The following is a 12,055-nucleotide window of genomic DNA, read 5'->3' as shown; positions in this document are numbered from 1 at the left end:
CCAAAAAAAACAAGATTGAGACGGAACCGGGATCTGCCCGAAAACCCTTGTCGAACTCAGGATTTTTGCATGACCGCTCTCGCTGCCGCCGAAGCAAGGAATGCGGATTCGGGCACGCTGACGCTGGCCCACCGCGCCTATGATCTGCTGCGCCACGACATCCTGAGCGGTGCCCTGGCGCCCGGCAGCCGGCTTAGGATCGAAGTGTTGAAGAAGCGCTACGGCATCGGCCCGACGCCGCTGCGCGAGGCGCTGTTCCGTCTTCTGTCAGACGGCATCGTTTCCTGCGAGGAGCATCGCGGCTTCAGCATTCCCGACGTGTCCCTGGCCGAATTGCGCGATATCACCGACCAGCGGAAAATGGTGGAATGCGCCGCCATGCGCGCGGCCATCGCCAATGCGACGGATGCCTATGACGCCGAAGTGGTCGCCGCGCATTTCCGGCTTTCCCGCGCCACCGCCAAATGCTCGGCCGACGACCATGCCGCCTTGCAGGAATGGGAAAGGCTGCACCGCCTGTTCCACCAGACCCTGATCGAAGGCGCCAATTCACCGGTCCTGATGCGCCTGCAGCGGATGCTCTATGACCAAGCCGACCGCTATCGTCATCTCTATCTGCAGGACACCTTCGTGCCCGACAGCGTCCATGACGACCATACGCGGCTCATGGAAGCGACCTTGGAACGGGATGCGGACAAGGCCTGCGCCCTGCTGAGCGAGCATGTCGAGAGGGTCCATGCCATTGCGAGCCAGGCTCCCTATTTCGCGCGCCAGAAGAAGCTTCAGAAAACGCCCTGACCGAGAGAACGAAGGGCGGCGCCGAAGCGCCGCCCGAGGTGCTTTTACGGGGCTTCCGAAGTGGAGGAGAGCCGCCACAGATTGATGCCGCTGTCGACGGCATGGCGGTCGATCTCGGCTAGTTCGTCCGCCGTGAAGGAAAGGTTGTCCAGGGCGTCGAGGGAATTATCGAGCTGTTCGACCGTCCGCGCGCCGATCAGGGCCGAGGTCACACGGGGATCGCGGAGTACCCAGGCGATGGCCATCTGCGCCAGGGTCTGCCCGCGCCGCTGGGCGATGGCATCGAGGGCGCGGACACGCTCCAGCGTCTCGGGCGTCAGGAAATCCGCCTTGAAGGAACCGCCCTTGGCGGCGCGCGCATCGGCCGGCTTCCCGTTCAGGTATTTCGAAGTCAGCATGCCCTGGGCCAGGGGCGAGAAGGCGATGCAGCCCAGTCCCAATTCCTCCAACGTGTCGAGCAATCCGCCCTCCACCCAGCGGTTCAGCATGGAATAGGACGGCTGGTGGATGAGGCAGGGCGTGCCGAGATCCTTCAGGATGGCGGCGGCACGGCGCGTCATCTCGGGCGAGTAGGAGGAGATACCGACATAAAGCGCCTTGCCCTGGCGTACGACCTGGTCAAGCGCCCCCATCGTCTCTTCCAGAGGCGTACGCGGATCGACGCGATGGGAATAGAAGATATCGACATAGTCCAGCCCCATGCGGCGGAGACTCTGGTCGAGGCTGGCGATCAAGTATTTGCGCGATCCCCAATTGCCATAGGGGCCGGGCCACATCTCGTAGCCGGCCTTGGTCGAGACGACGATCTGGTCGCGATAGGGGCGGAAATCGGTCGCCAGGATGCGGCCGAAATTCTCCTCGGCCGAACCGGTCGGCGGGCCGTAATTGTTGGCCAGGTCGAAATGCGTGACACCCCGGTCGAAAGCGCGGCGCAGGACCGCCCGCCCGGCCTCGAACGCATCGACACCGCCGAAATTCTGCCACAACCCCAGAGAGATGGCCGGCAGGTCGAGGCCGCTCCGGCCGCAACGGCGGTAGGTCATGCGCTCGTAACGTGTCGCGTCGGCAAGATATGGCGGATGCATCGGATTCTCCCTATGGCTTTATCGGCAACCGGCGAAAAGTTGCGCCGGAGCAACTCGGGGCAGGAGCATACCCTCCCTCTCCGCTGCGAACCACCCGCAGATAAAGCGGCAGAACCTTCGCAATAGGAAAGGGACATGCCGTGATGCGGCATGTCCCTCCGAGTCCGCGCGTCCTGCGTCTACGAGGCCGTCTTGTTCAGGAAAGCCTCGATCGAAGCGCGGTGTTCTTCAGTCGTATAGCAGATCGCTTGCGCTTCGCGGCCCAGGGCAAAAACCTGATCGGCAGAGGATTCGAAAGTCTGATCCATGATGGCTTTGGTCAGCGCGATCGCCACGGCCGATCCTTGGGTCAGTTCCTCCGCCCATGCCTGGGCCTCGGAGAGAAGATTTTCCGCCGTCGTCACGCGATCGACGAGGCCAAAGGTCACGCCCTCCTCCGCAAGGACGACCCGGCCGGACAAGATCAACTCCTTCGCCTTGGCAAGGCCGACACGGCGCGGCAGGAAATACATGCCTCCGCCATCGGAGACCAGCCCGCGCTTGACGAAACTCATCGACAGCTTCGCGCCTTTAACAGCGATGATGAAGTCACATGCCAGGGCCATGTCGAGGCCCAGGCCGAAGGCGGCGCCATTGACCGCTGCGATCACCGGCTTCGACAAGCCGTGAATCGCAGCAACCCCGCGATGGGTGCGCTTCTGGCGGCGCCAGCCGTTGAACGCCACTTCCCCGGACGGCGCCTTGAGACGTTCCTTCATACCGCCGATGTCACCGCCTGAGCAGAAGCCCTTCCCTTCCCCTGTCAGGATGACGGCCCGCACCTCCTGCGCCGAATCGGCCCATTCGAAGGCGGCGATGAGTTCCGTACGCATCTGGTCGTTGATTGCGTTGCGCAGTTCGGGCCTGTTGAGCGCAATCGTGGCGATGCCATTGGTGAGCGAGACCCGGATGAACTCAGCATTCGGCACTGCGCTGCCGGGCGAGGCATAGATCATTGTCAGCATTTCCTTTTTTCTTAAATGTGCCTGGTCGTCAGGCAGCGTCCTTTCCGCGCAGCGCGAGCGGCACTGCCCCTGGAAGAGTGTTTCCATGCATGACCTGGTCCTTGAGCGCGTTGCACATATCCGCCTCAAGGGCGGAGGAGGCCAGTTCATGGAACTTCTCGAACAATTCGGCGTCCGTCAGCGGATCGTCGGGATCGCCTTTCCGCGTACGCTGGAAATGCTCGATGACGCGGCCATCCTTGAGGGTGATGGTCAGGCGCGCCATGCGCTTGCGCGGATAAGCGGCAACCAGTTCCGCATCCTCGCGAACGGTAATCTTTGGCATAAAGGCCCGGATGTCCTCGCGTTCCAGCGCCTCGGGCGTGAAGGCCGCCATGCGCACATTGCCAAGATGCATGAGCGCCGAAACGCAATATTGCACGCTGAAGCGCGCATCGCGGGCGCTCTCGACATTCATGCGGTCGCAGATGGCAACGGTCGGCCCATAACCGGCGATTGCGATGAACTGGACGTCTTCCTTCTCAAAGGGCGTTTGGGTCCTTACGGCCCGGAGGCCGTCGAGGGTGGGGAAGATATGCCCGCAACAGCCATGGTTCTTGAAGGTCATGCGCGAAATGGGGGTCCATTCCCCCAGCCCGTCGAGACCGGCCGCCCAATTGCCCGTGGAATCGCTGGTCGCAGCGGCATAGCCATGCGGTGCATGAAGACTGTCCAACGAGCCGGTGACGCCGGCTGCCGCCGCCATTCCGGCCAGCACCCCCGCATCGGCCGCATGGCCGCAATGAAGGGCTTTGGTCAGTCCCTTGCCCTGCAGATTCTCCTGATGGCCGCCTGCAAAACTGGTGGCGATCGCCACGGCATATGCGATCTGTTCGGCATCGCAACGCATCAGTATGGCCGTCGACACCGCTGCACCGAAGGTGCCCACGGTCGCCGTAATGTGCCAGTTCCGGTAATGGCTGGGCTGAAGCGCCATGGCGATCCGGCAGCCTACTTCATATCCCCCGATGACAGCGCGGAGAAAGTCCTCGAAAGAAGCCCCCTGATCCTGCGCGACGGCAAGCGCCGCCGAAATGGTCGGGCTTCCGGGATGGTAGCCGCCATCGCGGAAGATATCGTCGAATTCCGCCGTGTGGCTGGCCGTCCCGTTGAGAAGAGCCGCGTGGCGTGCGGCACAGGAAGCGCCATCGACATAGCTGACCGCCGCCCCACTGCCTCGTGCGGCGGTCAATGCCCTGGCGAGCGGGAGGGCTGGCCCGTCCACGCAGCCGGGCAACATGGCAGCAAACCAGTCCAGCACCGCACGCCGCGCATCCCATTCCACATCAGGGGATAACGCGCAACTGCGCCAGCCCGCCGCCGCCTCCGACAATACAATCAGTGGGTTATCCATATTTTTTCTCTCGTTTCCCAATCGGGCAGGCACGGCACGCATAGCCGCGCCCTGTCCTTCAATCGTTGGTCCTGGGCGTTATCTTTCAACTGAGGTTTAGTTGTGGTGAGGCTGCCGAACAGTAAGCCAAAGCAGCCATACCGAACCTGCGCTCAGGATAAATCCCCATCAGCCGCGCTTGAGCAGCAAGCCGCCATCGACAGGCAAGAGAACGCCGGTGATGTATTTGGCCTCGTCTGATGCGAGGAAAACGGCGGCATTGGCCACATCCCAGGCTTCGCCCATATAGCCCATGGGAACGAGCGCATCGCGCTCTGCACGGATCTCCGCGCGGGACCGCCCCGTCTCCTGCGCGCGACGTTCGATCGCCATCGGCGTATCAATCAGACCGGGCACGATCGCATTGGCACGAATGCCGAAAGCCGCGTTTTCAGCCGCCACATGCTGCGTCAGCGTATTGATCGCACCTTTCGAGGTCTTGTAGGCGACGGTCGGACGTTTGGAGAGCGAGGAGGTCGAGGAGATGTTGATGATGCAGCCCGAACGTTTTTCGCGCATCGGCGGCAAGCTGTGCTTGCAAAGCAGGAACATGCTTTTGAGATTGAGCGCCATGATGCCGTCCCAGACCTCGGCATCAAGCTCCGGTGTCGGCTTGTCTCCCTTGGACATGCCGACATTGTTGTGAAGGATGTCGATCCGGCCATAGCGGGTCAGCGCCGCATCCACGATAGCCCGGCAATCCGCCTCCCTCGTCACATCGGCTTCGAAAACCGATGCGCCGCTATCGTCTCCGATTATGTCCAGGGTCTCCTGGGCCCAGGAAACATTCCTATCGACAAGCAGACATGTCGCGCCTTCCTGGGCAAACCGTATCGCCGTCGCCCGGCCGTTCCCCGCCGTCATGCCTGGCTGCTGTCCGGCGCCCGTGATGATCGCGATCTTGCCCTGCAGTCTTCCTGGCATGGCCGTTCCTCCTCCAGTTTCTTATGGGAGGAAACGTTACCATCGTCGGTCCCGGCTTTGGCCTGAGCGAAAATCAGGTTTGACCAAGCTGCAGTCTAAACGATCAGTAATTAGCCTTTGGTAGCGGCCGCACTGGTGAAGAACTCCGGCGGCTCATTGACCTGCTCAAGCAACCAATCAATGAAGCGTTTGGTCTTGACGTTGACCGAAACCGTCGTCGGCCAGACGACATAGAAGGCGGCCCCGGTGGGAATTCGCATGTCGAGCGGACGCACGAGCCTGCCCGCGGCGATCACGTCGTCGAGAATGCCAAGCTGCCCGATAGCCAGACCGAAGCCCTGCTCCGCAGCCGAAAAGGTCAGCAACGACGTGTCGAACTCCATGCCTTTGTTGTAGTCCACCGGCACTCCGACCGCATTCGCCCAGAACTCCCATGCGCGCCGACGGTAGCGGGCATGCAAAAGCTCCCCAGATGCGACATCCTCAGGCTGGGTCAGCTTCTTCAGGCTGCTCAAATAGCCCGCGCTGCACACGACATCGACTTCTTCATCGAACAGCTTGCGGCTACGCGTGTCACGCCAGCTTCCCGATCCCAGTTGCACCGCAACATCAAGATGAGTGCCGCGAAAGTCCAAGGGCTCGACCCTCGTATCGAACCGAACCCGGATATCGGGATAACGCCGCGAGAAATCCGAGAGTTTCGGCATCAGCCAATGATGCGCCATGGTGGGATGCACACGCAGATTGACGGTGCTTTCGGTTTCTCTGCTGATCATACGATGCGTCGCCCGTTCAAGTTCATCGAACAGACCTGCGATCTCGAGCCCGAAGGCCCGTCCGACATCCGTCAATTTGGCCGAACGGGTTCCTCGCTCGAAGAGACTGACATCGAGATAGTTTTCCAGAATCGTGATCTGGCGGCTGATGGCAACTTGGCTCACTCCCAATTCCTTCGCAGCCGCCGTGAATGTTTTGTGGCGTGACGCAACGGCAAAGGCGCGCAAAGGATTCAGCGGAAGGTTCAGACGCCGCTCTTGCATAACCTTAGGTTTCCCTTGGACAACAAAAAACCAGTCAAACTCCTCATAGGTTAGGCTAAGCTTCTGCCAGAAGCCAACAAAATTGAAACTGGCCGCCCGCTTTTCATTGCCCCGTCCGGCAGGGAAACGCGAATGGAATTGGTGCGGCCCTACCGGGAGGATAAGGCATATGCGAGGCCGTCTGGCAGGCAAGGTCGCAATCGTTACGGGTGCGGGAAGCGTAGGACCTGGATGGGGGAACGGACGCGCTGCCGCCGTACTGTTCGCGCGTGAAGGTGCGACTGTCATCGCCACCGACATCAATCCCGCTGCCATGGAAGAAACAGAGAAACATTTGGCAGAGTCTGGAGGGACTTACGCACTGGAACGCTGCGACGTGACCGATAGCGCGTCCATCAAGGCCATGGTCAATTCAACGTTCGAACGCTTCGGTCGCATCGATATCCTCGTCAACAATGTTGGAGGCTCCGCCAAGGGGGGAGCCGTCGAATTGAGCGAGGAGGACTGGCTCAAGCAGATCAATTACAATCTCACCAGCGTCTTCCTGACCTGCAAGCATGTTCTGCCGATCATGAAGGCCCAGCGTACCGGATCGATCGTCAATACCGCCTCCACCTCGGGCATCCGCTGGACCGGAGCCGCACAGGTGGCCTATGCAGCCGCCAAGGCTGGCGTGATCCAATTTTCCCGTGTCACAGCAGTGGAATATGCCTCTTTCAATGTCAGGGTAAACACTATTGTACCGGGCCAGATGCATACGCCGATGGTCGAAGCAAGGCTGGCCCACCAGCGCGAAGGCGGCGACGTCCGCGCCCTTCTCGAAAAACGCCAAAGCCGGATACCCATGCCTTTCATGGGAGATGGTCGTGATACCGCCAACGCCGCATTGTTTCTCGCCTCCGACGAGGCACGGTTCGTGACCGGCACCGAACTGATCGTCGATGGCGGCATGTCGGTTCGTTGTGACTAAAGAAACCGGCACAGCGGGGCAGGACCGTCATACACGCCGGACATCGAACCTACAGGATTTCCTGCGACTGCTCCTGCTCTTCACGATATCGGGCATAGCCGGGTGGATTTTCGAGCGTCTGGGCTCTCCTCTGCCCTGGATGATCGGCCCGCTGGTCGTCACCGCGCTCATCTTCATCTGGGGCGGATTCCCGGTCACGGTTCCAATCAGGATACGTCCTTTCGGGCAGATGGTCGTGGCTTGTCAGGTCGGGCTCACCTTCTCACCCGCCGCCCTTGCGCTATTGCTGGAACTGGCGCCGGTGATCGTTGGCAGCGCGCTCATGAGCGGCCTTTGCATCTTCGGCATCGCGACACTCCTTTCCCGCTTCAGTGCCATGAGTTTGGCACAGGCCTTCCTGGCCAGCGTGCCGACCAGCCCTGTCGAAGCGGCCAGCATGGCAGTCAAGGCGGGTGTCGATCCCATGCCCGTCGTCTTTTCGCACACATTGCGCCTGTCGGCTGTCGTCATCCTCGTGCCCTTTGCCATGTATGCGATCGACGGCTGGCCGGAAGCGGGCCGCGTTCCCGTCACATTCACGCCGATCGACATTCCCGGCTTTCTGCTCCTTGCCGCGATCGGCTTCTTGAGCATCTTTGCTTTTCGGCTGGCACGGATTCCCAATCCGAACTTTCTCGGCCCCCTGACCATCACCGCCGCGCTGGCCGCGACGGGATATGGCCTCGAACCATTCCCGCCCATGATCCTGGCTCTGGCGCAGATCATACTCGGCACATGGCTCGGCTCGACCTTCCGCCGCGAAATCCTCACCTCGGCCGGCCGCCTGACGCTGACCTGCACGATCTCGATCATGCTGGTTCTCGTTTCCTGTTCCGCCGGAGCAATCCTGATCGCCTTCGTGGCCGGTCTCGACTGGCGAATCCTCATTCTCGGCTCGGCACCGGGCGGCGTGGTCGAAATGGCGCTCACGGCCAAGTTTCTCGGCCAGAACGTGGCGTTGATCACGGCCTTTCACCTGACCCGCATATTCATCTTCATGCCTAACATTCCCTGGATCGTCGCCCTCATCAGCCGCCATGAGAAGCGGTCCCGGATGCAAGGAGGAAAATCATGACCCCTTTTCGCCCTCTGCCTGCGGACAGACGAGCAAGGATTGCCGTTCTCGACGATTATATGGGCGTCGCGGAATCGCTCGCCGATTGGTCGCTTCTGTCTGATCGGGCCGATGTGACCTTCCTCCAGAAGGCGATCGCGGTCGGACAAGCGGGGGCTGCCGAACTCCAGGACTTCGATGCGATCTGCCTTCTCCGCGAGCGCACCGCCATGCCCGGAGACTTTCTCCGGCAATTGCCCAATCTCAAGGCCATCGCCGCAACCGGACGGCAAAACAGGACGCTCGATCATCGGACCGCGTCTGAGCTGGGCATCGCCGTCATGACCACCACGGGCAGCGGCAACGGTGTCTATGCAACCGTCGAATTGGCGTGGGGGCTGATCATTTCCCTGCTCCGTTACATTCCGGAAGAGAGTGCGGCAATGCGAGAAGGCGCCTGGCAAAGCCGCCTTGGCTCGGCCCTTTATGGCAAAACGCTGGGTCTTGTCGGACTCGGCCGCCTTGGAGCGCGCATGGCTTTCGTCGCCAAGGCCTTCGGCATGAACGTCATCGCCTGGAGCCCCAATCTCACGCGCGAACGCGCCGAAGCGGAAGGGGCGGTATTCGTGGATAAAACGACTCTGCTCCGCACTGCGGATGTAGTTTCCCTCCATCTCGTTCTCGGAGAAACGACGCGCGGCATCATCGGAAAAGACGATCTTGCCCTGATGCAACCCGATGCCATTCTGATCAATACCGCACGGGGCCCGCTGGTCGACGAGAAGGCTCTTCTCGATGCGCTGGCGAACCGGACCATCCGGGCCGCCGGCATCGATGTCTATGATCACGAGCCGCTGGCAAAAGACCATCCGATTCGAAGCCTGCCCAATGCGCTGATCACGCCGCATCTGGGATATTCGGTGCGCGAGACCTTCGAGCGCTTCTATACGGAAATCGTCGAAAATCTCGATGGCTGGCTCAATGGCGAGCCGCGCCGCCTGCTGACCACCGGGGAGGGATGACCGCAATGCGCCTTCCCCCGCTCGATCGTGACCACATGAATGACGAACAGAAGCGCGTCTACGATATCATTGCCTCCGGACCGCGCGGGCGCGTGCGCGGGCCGTTGGCCGTCTGGCTGAACCGTCCCGAACTGGCCGAGACGGCCCAGGCGCTGGGGGCCTATTGCCGATACGGTTCCTCGCTCGAACCGCGCCTGTCTGAACTGGCGATCCTGACAATGGCGAGGCTGTGGTCGTCGGAATTTGAATGGTGGGCGCATAAGCCGATTGCCCTCAGAGCCGGGCTTGATCCTTCCATCGTGGAGGCCCTGAGGATTGGCGCTGTCCCGTCCTTCGACGATTCCGAAGCCGAAATCGTCTACCGCGTCATCACGACACTGAACAACGACCGGACACTCGGCGCGACGCTTTATGACGAAGCATTGAGGATCCTGGGAAAGGACCGCCTTGTCGACCTGGTGGGGCTGGCCGGCTACTACACCCTGATTTCCATGACCATCAATGCCTTCGGCGTGGAATTGCCGGATGGGGAACAGGCCGAGCTCGCCTGATTCCTCAGCATAACATGCCGACTGCCGTCGCCGGATCATCGGTGACGGCTTTATTCCTTCCCTGATGAAAGACAAAAAAACCGGAGCGGCCTCGTGACCGCTCCGGATTGCATGACGTCAGTTCCCTAGAGCGTTCCTGGAAATCACTGGGCGACGATATTGCGTTCCTGGGCAAGTTGGCGCCACAGCGCCATTTCCCTTGTGACCAGTTCCTGGAATTGCTCCGGCGTCGTGTCGCCGGCACGTACGAAGTTGGCTTCGAGAACAGCCTGGAAAGACTCGCTCTGGATCGCTTCGTTGACATCCGCATTGATCCGCGCAACGAGTTCGGGATCCATCCCGCCCGGTCCGATCAAGCCAACCCAGCCGTCGATCTCGATTCCTTCGATGCCGTTTTCTGCGCTGGATTCGACATCGGGCAATAGATCATAGCGCTCGCCCCCAAGGATTCCGACGGCCTTCACCTGACCGTTGTTCACATAGGGCATCACGCTGGCCGTGGTGCTGATATAGATGTCTGCATGTCCACCCATCAGGGCGACATTGGCTTCGCCGCCACCGGCATAATGCACCACATCTGCCGGCAGATCGCCCTGTTGCATCAGAAGTTCCGCAGCGAAGTGGCTCGAACTGCCGACACCTGCCGTTGCGAAGAACATCGGCCGATTTTTGGCTTCGGCAAGGAAGTCGGAAAACTTCTCAGCCTCGACGCCTGCTCCGGCCACCATCACATAGGGGCTGGTGGCCACCATCGTGATCGGCGTGAGGTCGGCTTCGGCATCGAAGGGCAGATTAAGCTGCACGGCCGGTGCGGTCGAATGTGCGGCAGTATTGAGCAGCAATGTATGACCATCCGGGGCAGACTGAGCGAGATGCGCCGTCCCGATCATCGAACCCGCGCCAGGGCGGTTCTCCACCACAACCGGCTGGCCCCATTTGGCCTGCAATTCATTGGCCAGCTGTCGGCCGAGCAGATCGGTCGATCCACCGGGGCTGTAGGGAATGATCAGGGTCACCCCCCTGCTGGGAAAGTCCTGTGCCGACACCGTGCCGGTCATCGCAAGGACCGCCAGTGCGGTAGCTGCCAGGATTTTCATATGCTTCCTCCTTGGAATGTCATTAGGATTTTGATTGCCGGTTTACTGCCGGATTACGAGCGGTGCTTCCCTCAGTCCTTAGTGATCTCGCGCTCTTTCGCGAGTTTCCGCCAGAAGTCCATCTCTTCTGCGACCATCGCCTGAAACTCATCCAGTGTGGCTGTCGCAGCCATCGTGTAATTTGCGCTCAACATCCCGAGAAACTCCTCGTTTTCGAGGACCTTGGTGATGTCCGCATTGATCTTCTCGACGAGTTCCCGCGGCATCCCGCCCGGCCCGAAAATGCCCTGCCAGATGCGGATATCGGGCGTTTCGATTCCCACTTCCGCCGTCGATTGTGTCTCGGGCAGGCTGTCATAGCGCCCGATACCAAGAATCCCGATCGGTTTGACCTGCTGGCCGGCGACGGCAGCCATGGAGCTTGCGGTCGAGCTGATATAAAGATCGGAATGACCGCCCATCAGATCGGTCAGCGCTTCCCCACCGCCGCTATAGTGGACGATATCCATGTCGAGCCCGCTCTGACCGACGAAAAGTTCTGCTGCGAAATGGCTGGAGCTGCCCAGGCCGGCGGTCGCCACGAACATCGGCCGGTCTTCGGCCTCGACGAGTAGGTCCTCCAGCCTTTCGGATTTGACACCGCTGCCGGCGACCATCAGGAACGGGCTGTAGGACAGCATCGCGACGGGCGTGATATCCGTCTCGGGATCGAAAGGCAGATCGGTATAGATCGCCGGCGCCGTTACATGCGCTGCGGTATTGAACAGAAGCGTGTATCCATCGGGCTGAGACTGCGCCAAATATGCCGTCCCGATCATCGAACCCGCTCCGGTGCGGTTCTCCACCACAACCGGCTGCCCCCAGATCTTTTGCAACTCCGCAGCCAATTGGCGACCGAGAAGGTCGGTGGAGCCGCCCGGTCCATAGGGAATAACCAGCGTCACCGGACGATTAGGGAAATTCTCCTGCCCATGCGCCACGCCGGCAAGCATCCCCAAGGCCAAAGCGGCGAATGCGAAAGTCTTCATGGATTTCCTCC

General features: G+C 60.9%; 12 protein-coding genes. 5 read left to right on the top strand and 7 right to left on the bottom strand.

From position 1 onward, the window contains the following. Positions 1-69: 69 nt before the first annotated feature. Positions 70-798 carry a GntR family transcriptional regulator gene (locus tag EPD66_RS00495; protein WP_142846212.1) on the top strand — a complete coding sequence of 243 codons (729 nt, stop codon included), beginning with the start codon at positions 70-72 and terminating at the stop codon, positions 796-798. Between the two features lie 44 nt (positions 799-842). Here the strand turns inward: EPD66_RS00495 and mgrA are convergent, their stop codons facing one another. The 5 genes from mgrA to EPD66_RS00470 all read right to left on the bottom strand — a co-directional run bounded on the left by mgrA (position 843) and on the right by EPD66_RS00470 (position 6,283). Further along, the gene (gene mgrA / locus EPD66_RS00490; protein WP_142846210.1) at positions 843-1,883 is read right to left on the bottom strand and encodes an L-glyceraldehyde 3-phosphate reductase; all 1,041 of its coding nucleotides are present in this window, start codon (positions 1,881-1,883) and stop codon (positions 843-845) included. A gap of 179 nt (positions 1,884-2,062) precedes the next feature. Further along, positions 2,063-2,878: an enoyl-CoA hydratase/isomerase family protein gene (locus tag EPD66_RS00485; RefSeq protein ID WP_142846822.1), complete on the bottom strand. Its 816-nt coding sequence runs from the start codon at positions 2,876-2,878 to the stop codon at positions 2,063-2,065. Positions 2,879-2,915: 37 nt separating this feature from the next. Then, complete coding sequence (locus tag EPD66_RS00480; protein WP_255448310.1) at positions 2,916-4,322, bottom strand: MmgE/PrpD family protein; 1,407 nt, start codon at positions 4,320-4,322, stop codon at positions 2,916-2,918. 126 nt (positions 4,323-4,448) lie between these two features. After that, complete coding sequence (locus EPD66_RS00475) at positions 4,449-5,243, bottom strand: SDR family NAD(P)-dependent oxidoreductase (RefSeq protein ID WP_142846208.1); 795 nt, start codon at positions 5,241-5,243, stop codon at positions 4,449-4,451. A gap of 110 nt (positions 5,244-5,353) precedes the next feature. Beyond that, on the bottom strand, positions 5,354-6,283 hold the full coding sequence (locus EPD66_RS00470) for a LysR substrate-binding domain-containing protein (RefSeq protein WP_185961180.1): 930 nt from the start codon (positions 6,281-6,283) through the stop codon (positions 5,354-5,356). A 169-nt stretch (positions 6,284-6,452) separates the two neighbouring features. Here EPD66_RS00470 and EPD66_RS00465 point away from each other — a divergent pair, with 169 nt between their 5' ends. From EPD66_RS00465 to EPD66_RS00450, 4 genes are read left to right on the top strand one after another with little or no spacing between them, the layout of a single operon-like run. Further along, positions 6,453-7,253, top strand: coding sequence for an SDR family NAD(P)-dependent oxidoreductase (locus EPD66_RS00465; RefSeq protein ID WP_142846206.1), 801 nt, complete (start codon positions 6,453-6,455; stop codon positions 7,251-7,253). Next, a complete protein-coding gene (locus EPD66_RS00460) occupies positions 7,246-8,367 on the top strand; it encodes an AbrB family transcriptional regulator (protein ID WP_221930818.1) in 1,122 nt (373 codons plus the stop codon). Before EPD66_RS00465 ends, EPD66_RS00460 begins: the two co-directional genes overlap by 8 nt. Further along, positions 8,364-9,368, top strand: a complete 1,005-nt coding sequence (locus EPD66_RS00455) for a D-2-hydroxyacid dehydrogenase family protein (RefSeq protein WP_142846202.1) — start codon at positions 8,364-8,366, stop codon at positions 9,366-9,368. The genes EPD66_RS00460 and EPD66_RS00455 overlap by 4 nt, the downstream gene beginning before the upstream one ends. Beyond that, a complete protein-coding gene (locus EPD66_RS00450; RefSeq protein ID WP_221930817.1) occupies positions 9,365-9,919 on the top strand; it encodes a carboxymuconolactone decarboxylase family protein in 555 nt (184 codons plus the stop codon). The genes EPD66_RS00455 and EPD66_RS00450 overlap by 4 nt, the downstream gene beginning before the upstream one ends. Positions 9,920-10,062: 143 nt before the next feature. Here EPD66_RS00450 and EPD66_RS00445 read toward each other — a convergent pair whose 3' ends face one another. Then, positions 10,063-11,016, bottom strand: a complete 954-nt coding sequence (locus EPD66_RS00445) for a tripartite tricarboxylate transporter substrate binding protein (RefSeq protein WP_142846200.1) — start codon at positions 11,014-11,016, stop codon at positions 10,063-10,065. A gap of 71 nt (positions 11,017-11,087) precedes the next feature. After that, positions 11,088-12,044, bottom strand: a complete 957-nt coding sequence (locus tag EPD66_RS00440; protein WP_142846198.1) for a tripartite tricarboxylate transporter substrate binding protein — start codon at positions 12,042-12,044, stop codon at positions 11,088-11,090. Positions 12,045-12,055: the final 11 nt, after the last annotated feature.

This window comes from Telmatospirillum sp. J64-1 (genome assembly GCF_006980715.1).
GTDB classification, from domain to species: Bacteria; Pseudomonadota; Alphaproteobacteria; order Rhodospirillales; family Magnetospirillaceae; genus Oleiliquidispirillum; species Oleiliquidispirillum nitrogeniifigens.
Note: the sequence above shows the minus strand (reverse complement) of the source record. Positions and strands in the feature narration are given on the sequence as shown.